At 76.0% G+C, this 14,863-nt stretch carries 17 protein-coding genes; 8 read left to right on the forward strand and 9 right to left on the reverse strand.

All coding sequences use genetic code 11. The annotated features are described in order from the left end of the window. Positions 1-69 precede the first annotated feature (69 nt). Positions 70-1,542 carry a sensor histidine kinase gene (locus KRAD_RS27405; RefSeq protein ID WP_011981568.1) on the forward strand — a complete coding sequence of 491 codons (1,473 nt, stop codon included), beginning with the start codon at positions 70-72 and terminating at the stop codon, positions 1,540-1,542. On the opposite strand, the gene KRAD_RS02035 is transcribed toward KRAD_RS27405, so the two are convergent. Then, on the reverse strand, positions 1,515-2,192 hold the full coding sequence (locus KRAD_RS02035) for a response regulator transcription factor (protein WP_011981569.1): 678 nt from the start codon (positions 2,190-2,192) through the stop codon (positions 1,515-1,517). The genes KRAD_RS27405 and KRAD_RS02035 overlap by 28 nt on opposite strands. A 58-nt stretch (positions 2,193-2,250) precedes the next feature. Next, a complete protein-coding gene (locus KRAD_RS02040; protein ID WP_083782192.1) occupies positions 2,251-3,597 on the reverse strand; it encodes an amino acid permease in 1,347 nt (448 codons plus the stop codon). Positions 3,598-3,762: 165 nt separating this feature from the next. On the opposite strand from KRAD_RS02040, the gene KRAD_RS02045 reads away from it, so the two are divergent. Beyond that, the gene (locus KRAD_RS02045; RefSeq protein ID WP_011981571.1) at positions 3,763-4,230 is read left to right on the forward strand and encodes a PPOX class F420-dependent oxidoreductase; all 468 of its coding nucleotides are present in this window, start codon (positions 3,763-3,765) and stop codon (positions 4,228-4,230) included. A 2-nt stretch (positions 4,231-4,232) separates the two neighbouring features. On the opposite strand, the gene KRAD_RS25820 is transcribed toward KRAD_RS02045, so the two are convergent. Further along, positions 4,233-4,418, reverse strand: coding sequence for a DUF1059 domain-containing protein (locus tag KRAD_RS25820; protein WP_041291844.1), 186 nt, complete (start codon positions 4,416-4,418; stop codon positions 4,233-4,235). Further along, the gene (locus KRAD_RS02055) at positions 4,415-5,563 is read right to left on the reverse strand and encodes an EAL domain-containing protein (protein WP_011981572.1); all 1,149 of its coding nucleotides are present in this window, start codon (positions 5,561-5,563) and stop codon (positions 4,415-4,417) included. The genes KRAD_RS25820 and KRAD_RS02055 overlap by 4 nt, the downstream gene beginning before the upstream one ends. Before the next feature lie 193 nt (positions 5,564-5,756). On the opposite strand from KRAD_RS02055, the gene KRAD_RS26480 reads away from it, so the two are divergent. After that, positions 5,757-6,863 carry a lytic transglycosylase domain-containing protein gene (locus KRAD_RS26480; protein WP_203417475.1) on the forward strand — a complete coding sequence of 369 codons (1,107 nt, stop codon included), beginning with the start codon at positions 5,757-5,759 and terminating at the stop codon, positions 6,861-6,863. 37 nt (positions 6,864-6,900) lie between these two features. Here the strand turns inward: KRAD_RS26480 and KRAD_RS02065 are convergent, their stop codons facing one another. Next, positions 6,901-7,677, reverse strand: coding sequence for a zf-HC2 domain-containing protein (locus KRAD_RS02065; RefSeq protein ID WP_011981574.1), 777 nt, complete (start codon positions 7,675-7,677; stop codon positions 6,901-6,903). Next, positions 7,677-8,183, reverse strand: a complete 507-nt coding sequence (locus KRAD_RS02070) for a sigma-70 family RNA polymerase sigma factor (RefSeq protein WP_011981575.1) — start codon at positions 8,181-8,183, stop codon at positions 7,677-7,679. Before KRAD_RS02070 ends, KRAD_RS02065 begins: the two co-directional genes overlap by 1 nt. 82 nt (positions 8,184-8,265) lie before the next feature. On the opposite strand from KRAD_RS02070, the gene KRAD_RS02075 reads away from it, so the two are divergent. From KRAD_RS02075 to KRAD_RS02095, 5 genes are all read left to right on the forward strand, one after another. Then, positions 8,266-9,036 carry an aminoglycoside 3'-phosphotransferase gene (locus tag KRAD_RS02075; protein WP_011981576.1) on the forward strand — a complete coding sequence of 257 codons (771 nt, stop codon included), beginning with the start codon at positions 8,266-8,268 and terminating at the stop codon, positions 9,034-9,036. A gap of 52 nt (positions 9,037-9,088) precedes the next feature. Then, entirely contained in the window at positions 9,089-9,760 is a 672-nt protein-coding gene (locus KRAD_RS02080) for a pyridoxine/pyridoxamine 5'-phosphate oxidase (protein ID WP_011981577.1), read from the forward strand. Between the two features lie 219 nt (positions 9,761-9,979). Beyond that, positions 9,980-11,149: a GNAT family N-acetyltransferase gene (locus tag KRAD_RS27410; protein ID WP_011981578.1), complete on the forward strand. Its 1,170-nt coding sequence runs from the start codon at positions 9,980-9,982 to the stop codon at positions 11,147-11,149. A gap of 36 nt (positions 11,150-11,185) precedes the next feature. Further along, positions 11,186-11,455 carry a hypothetical protein gene (locus tag KRAD_RS02090; protein ID WP_011981579.1) on the forward strand — a complete coding sequence of 90 codons (270 nt, stop codon included), beginning with the start codon at positions 11,186-11,188 and terminating at the stop codon, positions 11,453-11,455. Positions 11,456-11,575: 120 nt separating this feature from the next. Further along, on the forward strand, positions 11,576-12,514 hold the full coding sequence (locus KRAD_RS02095; RefSeq protein WP_011981580.1) for a bacteriorhodopsin: 939 nt from the start codon (positions 11,576-11,578) through the stop codon (positions 12,512-12,514). 73 nt (positions 12,515-12,587) lie between these two features. On the opposite strand, the gene KRAD_RS02100 is transcribed toward KRAD_RS02095, so the two are convergent. The 3 genes from KRAD_RS02100 to KRAD_RS02110 all read right to left on the reverse strand — a co-directional run bounded on the left by KRAD_RS02100 (position 12,588) and on the right by KRAD_RS02110 (position 14,785). Beyond that, complete coding sequence (locus tag KRAD_RS02100) at positions 12,588-13,169, reverse strand: hypothetical protein (RefSeq protein WP_011981581.1); 582 nt, start codon at positions 13,167-13,169, stop codon at positions 12,588-12,590. Between the two features lie 9 nt (positions 13,170-13,178). Further along, positions 13,179-14,327: a zinc-dependent alcohol dehydrogenase gene (locus tag KRAD_RS02105; RefSeq protein ID WP_011981582.1), complete on the reverse strand. Its 1,149-nt coding sequence runs from the start codon at positions 14,325-14,327 to the stop codon at positions 13,179-13,181. Between the two features lie 155 nt (positions 14,328-14,482). Next, complete coding sequence (locus KRAD_RS02110; protein WP_011981583.1) at positions 14,483-14,785, reverse strand: helix-turn-helix domain-containing protein; 303 nt, start codon at positions 14,783-14,785, stop codon at positions 14,483-14,485. Positions 14,786-14,863 lie beyond the last annotated feature (78 nt).

Below are 14,863 nucleotides of genomic sequence, written 5' to 3' on the forward strand. Positions count from 1 at the left end.
CTCCGAGCGGTGGCGTGGGGTGCTGCGCGCATTGTCCAGCCCCCGGTCCCGGCGGGTGAGACTGGTGGGGTGTGGCGGCGTGCGGGGGTGCGGGTCCGGTCGACGGTGGCGGCGACGGCCCTGCTGGCGGTGCTGGTGGCGGCCGGGGCGGTGACGGGGCTGCTGGTGCTGCGCTCGGCGCTCTACGGCGGGGCTGCGGAGACCGGCTCCGTGCAGGCGCGGCTGGTGCGGCTGTCGGTGACCGAGGAGGTCCTGGCGCAGGGCCCGGCGGGCGCGGAGGGGACGGGGGACCCGCTCCCGGCGCGGGAGGCGCTGGACGCCGCGGTGGGGGCGCGGGTGGACCGGGGCTCGCACGTCCAGGTGCTCGACGCCTCGGGGGCGGTGGTGGCGCGCAGCGCGCGGCTGGCGGGGCTGGCGGCGCTGTCCCCGGCGCGGCCGCCCTCGGCGGGCCAGGTCCAGGAGGTGGTGGCCCTGCCGCAGCTGGGCGGCCGGTCCCGGTGGGTGGTGACGGTGGTGGGCGCGGAGGTCGGGGACCGGCCCTTCTACGTGGTGGTGGCCGAGAGCACCGAGGACGCCGACCGGGTGCTGCTGGTGGCGGCCGGGTTGCTGGCCGTGGGCTCCCCCCTGCTGCTGGCGGCGATCGCGGTGGCGACGTGGACGTTCGTGGGGCGCTCGCTGCGGCCGGTGGAGGCGATCCGGCGCACGGTGGAGGGCATCACCGCGCGGGGCCTGGACGGGCGGGTGCCCGTCCCCGTCGCCGAGGACGAGGTGAGCCGCCTGGCGCGGACGATCAACGAGGTGCTGGCCCGCCTGGAGCTGGCCCAGCGGGGGCAGCGGCGGTTCGTGGCCGACGCCAGCCACGAGCTGCGCAGCCCGGTGGCGACGTTGCGCGCGGCGGCGGAGGTGTGGGCGGGGGCGGGTGTCCCGGCGCCGTTCACGGCCCTGGTGCAGGCGGAGAGCGCGCGGCTGGAGGCGCTGGTCTCGGACCTGCTGGCGCTGGCCCGCGCCGACGAGGGGCGCGCGGTGCGGCAGTGGCAGGAGGTGGACCTCGACGAGGTGGTCGAGTCCGAGGCGGCGCGGCTGCGGGCGGTCGCCGGGTGCGCCGTGGTGGTCACCACCACCCCCGCGCGGGTGCGCGGCGACGCGGTGGCGCTGGCGCGGGCGGTGCGCAACCTCAGCGACAACGCGGTCCGCCACGCCGACTCCGCGGTCCGCCTGGAGCTGTCGGTGCGGGACGGGGAGGCGCTGCTGCGGGTCTGCGACGACGGTCCCGGCATCCCGGTCGGTGAGCGCGAGCGGGTCTTCGAGCGCTTCGTGCGCCTGGACGAGAGCCGTCAGCGCGGGTCCGGGGGGACGGGTCTGGGCCTGCCCATCGTGCGCGAGACGGTGGCCGCGCACGGGGGCACGGTGCAGGTGGAGGACTCCCCCGGCCGCGGCGCGGTCCTGGCCCTGCGGGTGCCGCTGGCCCCGCCGGACGCCCCGCCGGACGCCCCACCCGCGGACCGGGCCGGGGGTCAGCCGCCGTCGGCGGCGAGCCGGTAGCCGGCGCCGCGGACGGTCTGCAGGGCGTGGCGGGCGAAGGGGGCGTCGACCTTGCGGCGCAGGTAGCCGACGTAGACCTCCACGACGTTGGGGTCGGTGCTCACCTCGGGGTCCCAGACCGCGCGCAGGATCTCCGCCTTGGGCACGACCTCGTCGCGGCGGCGCAGCAGGAACTCCAGGAGCGCGAACTCGCGCGCGGTGAGGGTCAGGGGGGTCTCGCCGCGGTGCACGCGGCGGGTGGCGGGGTCCAGGACGAGGTCGCCCGCGCGCAGGACGACGGGGCGCTCGGGGGCCCCGCGCCGGTGCAGGGCCCGCAGGCGGGCCAGCAGCACGGGGAAGGAGAAGGGCTTGGTGAGGTAGTCGTCGGCGCCGAGGTCGAAGGCGTCGACCTGGTCGTACTCCCCGTCCTTGGCGGTGAGGACGAGGACGGGGGTCCACACCCCCGCCGCGCGCAGGTCGCGGCAGACCTCGTAGCCGTTGCGCCCGGGGAGCATGAGGTCCAGGACGAGGACGTCGTAGGCGTGCTCGCGGGCGCGGCGGTAGCCGGTGGGCCCGTCGTGGGCGAGGTCGACCTCGACGCCCTCGGCGGCCAGGCCGCGGCGGACGGTGTCGGCGAGCAGGACCTCGTCCTCGACCAGGAGCACCCGCACCCGCCCAGGCTAGCCGCCGCGGGCGGAGCCGGGCGGGCGCGGGCGGGCGCGGGCCCCGTCAGCGGTGCGCGGCCGCCTCGTCGGCCGGCCGCGCCGCCGGGCCCCGGCGGCGCTGGTGGCGCAGCCCGAGGGCGACGACCACGACGGTCAGCACCAGGGACAGGGCGAGCTGCACGCGCTGGCCGGGCAGGACGACCATGAGGACGAGGACGACGGCGATGAAGGCGATGGTGGCGTAGGTCAGCCACGGGAACAACCACATCCGCACCGCCGGGCGCTCCCCCGCCTCGTCCAGGCGGCGGCGCACCACGACCTGGCTGAGGGCGATGAACGCGTAGATGACCAGGGCCAGGGCGCCGCTGGTGGCCAGCAGGTACTCGAAGATCTTCTCCGGCAGCAGGTAGTTGCCGACGACGGCGAGGAACCCGACGACGGTGGAGGCCAGGATCGCCGGGTAGGGCACGCCGCGGCGGGAGACGTGGGACAGCCAGACGGGGGCGTCCCCGCGCCGGGAGAGGGAGAACACCATGCGCGAGGCGGTGTAGAGGGCGGAGTTCAGGCAGCTCGCGACGGCGGTGAGGATGACGACGTCCATGATCGTCGCGGCGCCGGGGATGCCGATGGCCTGCAGCGTCGTCTGGAAGGAGCCGTCGGCGTCGAGGGCGGCGGAGTTCCACGGCACGAGGGCCACGACGACGAAGATGGACCCGAGGTAGAACACCCCGATGCGGCCGATGACGGAGTTCACCGCGCGGCGCACGCCCTTCTGGGGGTCGGGGGACTCCGCGGCGGCGATGGTGACGATCTCGGTGCCCATGAAGCTGAACATCGTCAGCAGGATCCCGGCCAGGACGGCGGAGAACCCGTTGGGCAGGAAACCGCCCGCGTCGCCGGTGAGGGAGAAGCCGGGGGTGCCGCTGATGTCGCTGCCGGGCAGGACGCCGAAGATCGCCAGCAGGCCCACGGCGATGAACCCGACGATGGCGACGACCTTCACCCCGGCGAACCAGAACTCGAACTCGCCGTAGTTGCCGACGCTGGTGAGGTTGGAGGCGGTCAGCGCCAGTGTCACCAGCAGCGCCCACACCCATTGCGGCGCACCGATCCAGCTGCTGAGGATGTCGGCGGCGGCGGTGGCCTCGACGGGGATGACGAGGACCCAGAACCACCAGTACAGCCAGCCGACGCTGAACCCGGCCCAGCGGCCCAGCGCCCGGTCGGCGTAGGTGGAGAACGACCCGGTGTCGGGGTGGGCGGTGGCCATCTCCCCCAGCATCCGCATCACCAGCACCACCAGGAGACCGGCGAAGGCGTAGGAGAGCAGGACCCCCGGCCCGGCTTCGGCGATGGCGGTCTTGGACCCCACGAAGAGGCCGGCGCCGATGACGCCGGCGATGGAGATCATGGTGATGTGGCGGGGTTTCAGGCCGGTGCCCAGACCCGACTGTTCCTGCGGTGCGAGCTGCACGACGTCCTCCTCGACGGTGGTCCCGGGATCACCCGGTCCTGCTCCGCGGTCGCTGGGTGCGCCCCGCGGGGGCGGGGCGCGGGCCACGGTAGCGTCCCGGCCATGAGCCCGAGGACCATCGCCACGTCGCGCCGCGTCGACCTGCCCGAACTGCTGGACTTCGTCCGCACCCGCCACCGGGTGGTGCTGACCACGACCCGCCCCGACGGCAGCCCGCAGATGTCCCCGGTGACCGCCGGGATCGACGAGCAGGGCCGGCTGGTGGTCTCGACCTACCCCGAGCGCGCGAAGGCCGTGAACGCCCGCCGCGACCCCCGCGGGTCGGCGCTGGTGCTCTCCGACGACTTCGGCGACGCCTGGGTGCAGCTGGACGGGGAGTTCGAGGTCCTCGACGGCGAGGACGCCGTCGAGCCGCTGGTCGACTACTTCCGCTGCATCTCCGGGGAGCACCCGGACTGGGCGGAGTACCGGCAGGCGATGCGGACCCAGGGCAAGTCGTTGCTGCGCATGACGATCCGGCGCTGGGGCCCCATCGCCACCGGTGGTTTCCCCGCGCGGCTGGCCGACTGAGGTCAGGGCCCCGGGTCGGGGGCGTCGCGCAGGTTCGCCTCGACGAGGGCGACCAGGCCCTCGTCGAGCTCGATGCGGTGCTCACCGCGGCCGTGGGCGACGACCTGGGCCAGGATGTCGTCCCGGTCGGTGCCGAGGAACTCGCGACTGCAGCCGGGGACCACGTCCCCGCACCTGAAGGCCTTCACGCGCCCATCCTCCACGGGTGTCGACGCTGTCCGGACGAAGGGGTGGCCGCGAGGTCGAGGACGACGTCCTCGACCCCGACGAGCCCGATGTAGCGCCCGGCGGAGTCGGTGCAGACCACCGGGTCGAAGCGCACGGGGCCGGCTCGCGCCAGGGCGCGCTCGGCGGCCTCGGGGACGGGCGTCTCCGGGGCCAGGCGCAGGTCGACGGTCTCCACGCGGGGGTGCTCCCCCGGCCGCTGCCCGGGCAGCACGATGACCCGGGGGACGTCCTCGCCGTCGACGACGACGACGGGGGCGACGTCCTCGACCGCGATCCGCACCGCGCCGGGGACGGTGTGGGCGGTCTTGGTGCGCCGGGCCAGGTCGCCGGTGCGGCGCACCGGGGCCAGCGGGAGGCGCTGGGGTCCCTGCAGCAGCTGCAGCGCCTCGGGGCTGAGGCCGGCGAAGTCCCCGGTGGGGCGGGCCAGCAGGAAGCCCTGCACCAGCGGGACGCCCATCCCGCGCAGCACGTCGAGCTCGGCGACGGTCTCCACGCCCTCGGCGATGATCCAGGCGTCCAGGCGCCCGGCGCACTCCCCCAGGAACTGCACCAGCGAGCGCTTGACCAGGTCGTCCTGCAGGCCGCGGACCAGCTGCAGGTCGACCTTGAGGATCTCCGGGCGCACCACGGCCATCCGCAGCAGCCCGGAGTGGCCGGTGCCGACGTCGTCGAGGGCCACGATGGCCCCCCGGGCGCGCAGCGCCTCGAGCGGTCCGACGAGCTCGCGCGGGTCGCACGCGGCGTGCTCGGTGAGCTCGAGGACGACGCCGGTGAGGTCGTGGGCCTGCAGGACGGACATCACGCCCGGGTCGGCCAGGGAGGTGGGGCTGGCGTTGACGGTGAGGAAGGCGCCGGGGGGCAGCCGGTCGAGCAGGGCCAGGCCGCGGCGCAGGACGACGCGGTCGAGGTCGGCGTCGCGGTTGAGGGCGCGCGCGGCGCGGAACCAGTCCTCCGTGGGCAGGTCGGAGGGGAGCCGGCTGAGGACCTCGTAGCCGGCCACCCGTCCCGCGGCGACGTCGACGACGGGGTGCAGGACGAGGCGCAGCAGCGCGGGGTCGGCGCAGACGGCGTCGAGGCGGTGGTGCCAGCGGGCACGGTGGGACATCCCCCTCACAGCGCCGCCCCCCCTCAGACCGTCACTCCAGGTGGTTGTACCCGCCGCGCCCGAGATGAACCCTCCGTGAAGGGATCGTGCAGGTGCGTGACGGTGCCCGAGCATATAGCGGTAGTCGCCCGGTGACCCACCGCTCATGGCGGGGAACCTCAAGGAGCTCCGCGAGGTGGTCGATCCCTCCCGGGTGAACCCACGATCGCTGCCCGCCCTCCTGCTGGCCCTCGGCCTGGGAGCCGGGGCGCTCGCGGCGGCCGGACCCGCGCGCGCCGAACCGGTGAGCGCCGCGCAGGCCCGGGTCGAGGCGGCCGCGGCGGAGCGGGCGGTGGACGTGGCCACGGCCCGGGTCGCCGCCGCCCGGGAGGCCCACGCCGCCCAGCAGCGCGAGGTCGCGAGCGCGGTGAGCGCGAGCGTGGGGACCCAGGTGGAGGCCGAGCGCGCGCAGGGGGCGGCCCGGTCGGTGCGGGCGGCGGCGGCGCAGCGGGTGCGCTCGATGTACATGGGCGGGGCGTCCACGGAGGCCGGGCGCGGCCTGGCCCTGCTCTCCTCCCTGACCCGCGGCGGGGACCCGACGGTGGCCCTGGCGGGGATGGCGGCCGCGCGGCGGGCCGACGTGGCCGCGCAGGGGGCGGCGCAGGCGCGGGCCGCGACGGCGGCCGACGCGGCGCGGGCCGCCGGCGGGGGCGCGGTCGCGGCGGTGGCGGGGCTGGGCGAGGTCGCCGCGCAGGTGGGCGCGATGAGCGAGGCGCTGGCCGCGGCGCAGCGGCAGGTGGCCGCCCTGACCGCGGAGGCATCGCGGTTGCAGGCCGCCGAGGACGCCGCCGCCGCGCTCGCCGCGGCGCAGGCGCAGGCCGCGGCGGTGCAGGCACAGGCGCAGGCCGCGGCGGCGGTGGTGCCCGCGCGCGAGGTCGCGACCGACTACTCCGACCTGTACGTGCGGGCCGCGGCGACGTGCGCGGGGATGCGGCCGGCGCTGCTGGCGGCGGTGGGCCAGGTGGAGAGCGGTCACGGCCGCACCACCGGGCCGAGCTCCGCGGGGGCGCTGGGGCCGATGCAGTTCATGCCCGCGACGTTCGCCGCCTACGGCGTGGACGGCGGCGGCGACGGGGTGCGGGACGTGCAGGACCCCGCCGACGCGGTGTTCAGCGCGGCGAACTACCTGTGCGCCAACGGGGGCGGGAAGGGCCGCGACGGGGAGTCGGGGGCGTTGTTCCGCTACAACCACGCCGACTGGTACGTGACGATGGTGCAGCGCATCGCCGACGAGCTCCAGGCCGGCGGCTTCGGCGCCTGACCCGGGACGGGACCCCGCCCCGGGTCCGGGGCCGGGGTCAGGTCTCGTCCAGGCGCAGCACCGTGGTCCCCGACAGCGTCCGCACCTCCACGCTGGCGATCTGGGCGCGGGTCCAGGACGTGGCGCCGCTGAGCTGGGCGTCGCGCCCGGGCAGCGCGGTCCAGGTCCCGATCTGCTGGGTGGCGCCCGCGGTGTCGGAGACGACGAGGGCGTAGGGGTGCGGCTGCTCGGCCTCGGCGTGGGCGTAGGCGCAGACGAGGTCCACCTGGGTGCCCCAGCCCACCTCGGTGAGCTGGACGGTGGCGGTGACCGGGACCGGCAGCAGCGGGTCCATCGCCTGCACCCGCCCCGGCCCGGGGGACGCCCCCGGGCCGGCGCTGGACGGGGCACTGGAGGGGGCGCCCGGCAGCGCGGAGGGGACCGCGGGGGCCGACGGGTCGCCGCCGGACCACGCGAACGCCCCGGCGAGCGCCGCGGCCAGGCCCAGCCCGCCGACGAGCGCCGCGCGGCGGGTGGTGCGCCGGCGCCGGACCGCGCGCAGCAGGGCGGGCAGGACGGTGTCGGGCACCGCGTCCTCGCCGAGACCGCGCTCGCGCAGCGCGGCCGCGGGGTCCTCCCGGCCGAGGGCGTCGACGACGTCGCGGGGGGTGCGGGAGAGCAGCCCGGGCAGGCCGGCGAGCCCCTCGACGGCGTGGCGGCAGTCCGGGCAGGTGCGCAGGTGGGTCTCGAAGGCGCTGCGCTCGGCGGGGGCGAGGGCGCCGAGGACGTAGGGGCCGGCGGTGGTGGCGAAGGGGTCGTCGCGGTCGGCGTCCATCAGCGGCTCACCCCCATCTCCTGCAGGGCCAGCCGGAGGTTCATCAGGGCGTAGTGGGTGCGCGACTTCACCGTGCCCTCCGGGATGGCCAGGGTGCGGGCGGCCTCGGCGACGGAACGGCCGCGGAAGTAGCACTCGCCCAGCACGGCGCGGTGCTCGGGCGAGAGGCGGGTGAGGGCCTGGGTGACGACCCACTGCTGCAGGACCTGCTCGGACTCGTCGACGACGACGCGGTCGGGGACGTCGGCGTGGACGCTCTCGCGGCGGTTGCGCGCGGAGCGCCAGTCGTCGATGACGAGGCGGCGGGCGACGGTGAAGAGCCACCCGCGGGTGGAGCCGCGGGCGGGGTCGAGGGACTCCGGGTGGCGCCAGGCGCGCAGCAGGGTCTCCTGCACGACGTCGTGGGCGCTGGCCCGGTCCCCGGTCAGCGACACGACGTAGCTCCACAGGGCCCCGGCGTGCTCGTCGTGCAGCGCCCGCACGAGCTCCTCGTCGGCCTCGGTCATCGCAGTGGTCCTCCCTCGTCCCTCTCGAGGACACCACGAGGCGGGAGGGGGAACGGTTCGACGCGGCTCCTAGGTTGGTCCGGTGAGCTCGAACCCCTCCTGGACGGACGCCCAGGTCCCGGTGGACCCGGTGGCCGTCCCCCCGCCGTTGCGGGAGGTGGTGGCCCGGTGGGGCGCGCCCGCGGACGCCGCGGAGCTGCCGGCGGCGTGGGTGAACGCGGCCGGGGGCACCACCTTCCGGCTGGAGGACCGGGGGGTGTTCTGCAAGTGGGCCCCGGCGGGGGTGGGGCTGGACCTGGCCGCGGAGGCGGACCGCTCGCGGTGGGCGGTCCGGTGGCTGGCGGTGCCGGAGGTCCTGGAGCACGGCACGTGCCCGGAGGGCGAGTGGCTGGTGACCCGGGGGCTGCCCGGTCGCAGCGCGGTGGCGGAGGACTGGCGGGCGCGCCCCGAGGCCGCGGTGCCGGCCCTGGCGCGGGGGTTGCGGCGCCTGCACGACACCCTGCCGGTGGCGCAGTGCCCCTTCGACTGGTCGGTGCCGCACCGGCTGGCCCGGGCGGTGGGGGCGGTCGAGGGGCTGCTGGAGCCGCCGCCGGTGGACCGGCTGGTGGTCTGCCACGGCGACGCGTGCGCGCCGAACACGTTGCTGGCCGAGGGGTCCGGGGAGGCCGTGGCGCACGTGGACCTGGGGGCGCTGGGGGTGGCGGACCGGTGGGCGGACCTGGCGGTGGCCACGCTCAGCCTGGGCTGGAACTACGGGCCGGGCTGGGAGGGGACGTACCTGGCGGCCTACGGGGTGGACCCGGACCCGGTGCGGACCGCCTACTACCGGGCGCTGTGGGAGGTGGGGCCGTGAGCGGGCGGAGGGGGTGTGCGGGCGGGGACGCCGACGCGGGTACCGTCGCGGGGTGAGCTCGCCCGTCGCGGACCTTCGTTCCTACCTGGCGGGCCTGTCCTGGCCCGACCCGCAGGCCCCGCGCTTCGACCCCGACACCGCCCCGGCGGACCCGGTGGAGCTGTTCGCGCAGTGGCTGGAGGCGGCGGTCGAGGCCGGCGCCCCGGCCCCGCACGTGATGACGCTGGCCACGGTCGACGCGGCCGGCCGCCCCGACGCGCGGGTCACGGTGCTGGAGGACGTGGACGAGTCCGCGTTCTGGGTCGCCGCCAGCGAGACCAGCCCCAAGGGCAAGCAGCTGGGCCGGGTCCCGGTGGCGGCGCTGGTCTTCCACTGGCCCTCGCTGGGACGCCAGGTGCGGGTGCGGGGGGCGGTGCGCCCGGCCGAGGCGGCCCGCACCGCGGCGGCGTTCGAGCGGCTGAGCGCCCACCAGCGCGCCGACCTGCTGGCGGACCGCCAGAGCGGTCCGCTGCACGACGAGGTGTGGCTGTCCGACGCGCTGGGCGACCCCACCGAGCTGCTGGCGCTGGAGGGGGCGGGGCCGGTGACGGCGCCGACGTGGCGGCTGTGGGGGGTGGACGCGGGACGGATGGAGTTCTTCCAGGCCGAGCGCGACGGCCATCACGTGCGGTTGCGCTACTCCCGCAGCGAATCCGGCTACGGCACGGAGCTCCTGCACCCCTGAGGGGCGGTTCCGCCGGGGTCCGGCCCGCGCCGCCGTCACCCGTCCGCGACCGCGGGCGCACCCGGGGGCCCGGGAGGGGGTGGGCGTAACCTCGCCCACGGTGGTCCCCCGGACACTCGCCGTTCCCAGGCGTCGGCGCCGGCTACACGGCCGCGCCGCCCCGGGACGTCCGGCGGGCCGGGTGGGCCGCCGGACCACACGACAGCGGGGGGAACAGGCGTGGCAGCGACGGGGTACGTGGTGGAACGGCTCGACACGGGAGCGCTCACCGAGGCGCAGCTCGGCGAGTGGGAGGGCCTGCACGGGCGGCAGTCGGGGGTGGGGAACCCCTTCTGCGCCCCCGACTGGGTCCTGGAGTGGTACCGCAGCTACGTTCCCGACGCCTCCCGCCGGCACCTGCTGTGGGTGCGCGACCCCGACGGCGGGCTGGCCGGGGTCGCCCCGATGCACGAGCAGGTGGTGGGTCCCCGCCGCCTGCCCGTCGGCCGGCGCCTGGTCCCGGTGGGCTACGGGCTGGGGACGGCGCTGGAGCTGCCCCAGGTCCTCACCACCGACGAGCACGCGCGCGCGGTGCACCACGCTGTCGTCGCCCGCACCCGCGACGCCGGCGCCGACTGGGCGGAGCTGTCCGTGGCCCGCGACCAGGCGTGGTTCGAGCCCGGCTGGGTGGAGGACACCACCGCGCAGGCGCCGCACTACACCCACCGCGCCGCGCGCGCCTGCGTCGTGCTGCCGCTGGCGGGCACGTGGGACGAGGTGCGCGGGGGGCTGAAGCGCAACCTGAAGGAGAGCCTGCGCCGCGGGCGCAACCGGCTCACCCGGAGCGGGCGCGACTGGCAGGTGCGCACCCTGGAGGGCGCCGAGGTCGACGCCGCCGCGGTGCAGCGGTTCTTCGCCCTGCACGCGGCGCGGGCGGGGTTCGCGGGCACGTCCTCCAGCCACCCCGACGCCTACGCCGACCCGACCGGGCGGGCCCTGCTGGAGCGGCTGGTCCCCCGCCTGGCCGACGCCAAGGCGGCCAGCCTCGTGGAGCTCGTCGTCGACGGCGAGGTCGTGGCCGTCCAGCTGGCGCTGCACGCCGCCGGCACCTCGTACCTGCACTCCTCCGGGCTGGACCCGGAGTACTGGCAGTTCTCGGCGGTGACGCTGCTGCAGGCCGAGGTGGTGCGCTCCGCGGTCGCCCGCGGCGACCGCGTCGTCAACTTCTCCCCCGGCCCCAACGTCGCCAAGATGCGCTGGAGCGAGCGCGTGCACGTCGTGGACGACTTCGCCTACGCCACGGGCACGCGGGCCTCGGGGTTGCGCTTCCTGGCGTTCACCCAGCTCGCCGCGGCCAGGCAGTACCGGCACGCGGTGGCGGTGGCGCGCTCCAACAGCCCCCGGGCCTGACACCGCGCCCGCGGCCCGGTGCGGGACGATGACCCCGTGCCCGACCAGTCCGTACCGCGCGCCGTGGCCGACGCCGTCGCCGACTTCGTCGACCGGGAGGCCCGCTCCTCCGAGCCCCTCTTCGGCCTGGCCGACGCCGACGCCCGCGCCCGCGCCGGCTGGGCCTCCTTCGTCCGGCAGTACCGCCGAGCCGTGCGCGACGAGCGCGAGCTGACCGCCGACAACCTCGCTCGCGTGCTCCTGGACATCGCCTCGCTGTTCCGGCACGCGGAGGGGTTCGACGTCCGGTGGCTGGCCTGGGCGTGAGCCCGCGGGCGCCGCGTCGCGCGGTGAACGGGTCCGGGGTGGTGGGCGGGGCGCACCGCCCCTAGCGTTCGCCGCGGGTCGCGGCAGCAGCCGCCGACCCCCGCGCTCCCAGGAGGTTCCGTGCCGGCCGAGGCCACCACCCGTCCCGAACTCGTCCCGCTCGGGCCCGGCGCCCACGACCTGATCCACTTCTCCCTCGTCGTGGCCGGGTTCGCCCTCCTGGCCCACTTCCTGCGGACCTGGCACTCCACCGGCGAGGTGAGCGCCCGGTACCGCCCCGCGGTGCTGGCCTCCCTGGCCGTCACCGGCGTCGCGTTCCTCTCCTACGTCTACCTCGTCCTGGAGTTCGACCAGGGCTACGACCTGCGCGAGGGGGTGTACCAGCCCAACGCCGAGGCCCTGAACACCCTGGTGCCGCGCTACATGGACTGGGCCGTCACCGTCCCGCTGCTGATGGTCGAGTTCCTCGCCGTGTCGGCGGTGGTGGGGGCGGCGGCCCGCCGAACCCGGTTCACGCTGGTGGGCCTGGCGTTCCTGATGATCCTCACGGGGTTCATCGGTGCCGCGGTGCAGGAGGACGGGACCAGCCGGACCGCCCTGATCGCCTGGGGGGTCGTCTCCAGCGCGTTCTACGCCGCGCTGCACGTGGTGCTGATCCGGGTGCTGCGCCGGTCCCGGGGCGCGATGGGCGCGCAGGCGTACACCAGCTACCGCAACGCCACGATCCTCCTGCTGAGCGTCTGGGGCTGGTACCCGATCGCCTACGCCCTCCAGGTCTGGTTCGGGGGCCAGTGGTGGACGGTGACGATCCAGGTCGGTTTCAGCGCCGCCGACATCGCCGCCAAGGTCGGCTTCGGTGCGCTGATCCACAAGGTCGCGAAGCTGCGCACGGCCGAGGAGGTCGAGGCGGGGTCGACGACCCACCCGGAGGAGGTCTGGATCTCCTCCGTCCGGTTCTCCGAGGGCGTCCAGCCCGTCCTCAAGGGGGTGCTCGGCCCGGACCACCACGACCACCACGGCGGGCGGGTCGACCCGGCCGGGGACCCCGGGCACCACTAGACCCGCGGCCCGGACCGGGCCCGCACCGCCGGCGCGCCCGGACCCCCACCGCGGGTCCGGACGCGCCGTCGTCCTAGCGGGCGCGGTTCAGCCGGCGCAGCGCCGCGGAGGCGCCGACGGCGATCCCGGTCCCGGCCGCCACCCAGGGCCCGGCGACGACGAGGGGGTCCATCCAGGTGTGCTTCACGTCCGCCCGGCCCCGGCCCACCCGCGAGCGGATCCCGTGGTGGGAGAACTCCGCCCGGACCCCGGTCTCGGTGAACGGGTTGTCGGGCCGCTTCGACGCGTACGAGGCGGCGGTGCTCTCCAGGGTGTCGATGCGGTCCGCGGCGACGAGCAGCAGCCAGTGCGCGGCACGGCCCTCGCTGAAGCGGCGGTACGCGTAGCGGCGCACGACCCCGGACAGCCCCTTCGGCGGGCAGGCCGTGCTGAACACGGGGGTGAGGAACGCGTGCTCGATCGAGCGCTCGCGGGGGTGCAGCTCCGGCTGGCGCTCGGGGAACTCCCAGCGCGCGCCGTAGGCACCCGGGTCGAACACCTCCTGCGGCACCGAGGGGCGGCCCGCCGGGTCGAGGTCGACCCCCCACCCGGGGATGCGGGCCCGCAGCTGCTCGCTCGTCTCGGGCAGCGGCGGTTTCTGCGGCCGGTAGGCCATGGGACCTCCTCAGGCGGGGGTGGGGACGATCAGGGGTTTGAGGCAGTCGTCCAGCTTGGACGAGAAGATGTGGTAGCCCTCGGCGATGTGCTCCAGGGGGATCCGGTGCGTCACGAGGTCGCGGGGGGTCAGGTGGCCGTTGCGGACGTGCTCGAACAACCGCGGCCACTGGCGCTTCACCGGGCACTGGTTCATCCGCAGGGTCAGGCCCTTGTTCACCGCGTCACCGAACTTGACGGAGTTCGGGATCGGTCCGTAGGCCCCCATCACGGAGATCGTGGCCCCCTTGCGCACGGAGTCGATGGCCCAGTTCAGCGCCACCGCCGATCCCCCCTGCAGCTTGAGCTTGGCCCCGGTCACGTGCTGGCGGAAGTTCCCGTCGGCCTCGGCGCCCACCGAGTCGATGGCGACGTCGGCGCCGAGGTGGTCGGTGATGCGCTTGAGGTGGACGACGACGTCGTCGTGCTCGGCGAAGTTCACCGTCTCCGTCTGCGCGAACGTCCTCGCCTTCTCCAGCCGGTAGTCGAGGTGGTCGACGACGATGACCCGGCCGGCCCCCATGAGCCACGCCGAGCGGGCGGCGACGAGACCGACGGGCCCGGCGCCGAACACGACGACGACGTCGCCCTCGCGGATCTCGCCGAGCTGCGCGCCGAAGTACCCGGTGGCCGTGGCGTCGGTGAGCAGGACCGCGTCCTCGTCGTGCATCCACTCCGGGATCAGGGTGGGGCCGACGTCGGCGAACGGGACCCGCACGTACTCGGCCTGCCCGCCGTCGTAACCGCCGGCGGTGTGGGAGTACCCGTAGATCCCGCCCACGGCGGTCGCGTTGGGGTTGACGTTGTGGCAGTTCGAGAGCATCCCCCGCGCGCAGTAGAAGCAGGAACCGCAGGAGATGTTGAACGGGACCATGACGCGGTCGCCGGGCACGAGGGACTGCACGGAACTGCCGACGCTCTCCACGACGCCGATGAACTCGTGCCCGAACGTCGTCCCGACCCGGGTGTCGGGCATGAGCCCGTGGTACAGGTGGAGGTCCGATCCGCAGATCGCCGCGAGGGTCACCCGCACGATGGCGTCGTTGGGGTGCTCGATCCTCGGGACGTCCTTCTCCTCGACCCGGACCCGGTAGGGCCCGCGGTACACCATGGCGCGCACGTGCCGCCTCCCCGTCGCGGCCGGTGGGCCGCCGTCGAACGACGGGCCGTCGGCGCGGCCCCTTGGGGGCCCACTGTGCTCGCGGGAGGACGGACGCGCCAGCGCAACCTTGGCCCGCAACTCCCCGCCCGCGCCCGTGCGGCCGCGGGGGTGGCCTAGGAGGCCAGCCGCTGGCCGGCGCGGGAACCCGCCGCCGCGGGGTCCGCCTCGTCGTCGGGCCGGTTGATCCCGGCCCACACCTCGTCCAGGGAGAGGCCGAGGACGTCGGCGATGGTCGCGATGGTCGGGAAGGCGGGGGTGGCCACCCGGCCGGACTCGATCTTGCGGAGGGTCTCCGGGGAGAGGCCGGCGTCGAGGGCGGTCTGGAGCATGGAGCGCGACCCCCGGGCCCGGCGCAGGAGCGCGCCGAGGCGCCGTCCGCGCTCGAGCTCGGCGGGGGTGAGCGGCAGCCTGACCATGGCCCCGATCGTAGTACCGGTACAGTGTTACCGGTATGACTTTACCGGCATGACTTTACCGGTGCACCGTCACCGGTA

The sequence above is a fragment of the Kineococcus radiotolerans SRS30216 = ATCC BAA-149 genome (assembly GCF_000017305.1).
GTDB lineage: Bacteria > Actinomycetota > Actinomycetes > Actinomycetales > Kineococcaceae > Kineococcus > Kineococcus radiotolerans.

Excerpts from the sequence above, each read along its gene's own strand:
- KRAD_RS02070 (WP_011981575.1), bottom strand. The coding sequence starts at position 8,183 with ATGACCGAGGCCGACGAGGAGCTCGTGCGGGCGCTGCACGACGAGCAC.
- KRAD_RS02045 (WP_011981571.1), top strand. The coding sequence starts at position 3,763 with ATGAGCCCGAGGACCATCGCCACGTCGCGCCGCGTCGACCTGCCCGAA.
- KRAD_RS02065 (WP_011981574.1), bottom strand. The coding sequence starts at position 7,677 with ATGGACGCCGACCGCGACGACCCCTTCGCCACCACCGCCGGCCCCTAC.
- KRAD_RS02110 (WP_011981583.1), bottom strand. The coding sequence starts at position 14,785 with ATGGTCAGGCTGCCGCTCACCCCCGCCGAGCTCGAGCGCGGACGGCGC.
- KRAD_RS02055 (WP_011981572.1), bottom strand. The coding sequence starts at position 5,563 with ATGTCCCACCGTGCCCGCTGGCACCACCGCCTCGACGCCGTCTGCGCC.
- KRAD_RS02040 (WP_083782192.1), bottom strand. The coding sequence starts at position 3,597 with ATGATCTCCATCGCCGGCGTCATCGGCGCCGGCCTCTTCGTGGGGTCC.
- KRAD_RS02100 (WP_011981581.1), bottom strand. The coding sequence starts at position 13,169 with ATGGCCTACCGGCCGCAGAAACCGCCGCTGCCCGAGACGAGCGAGCAG.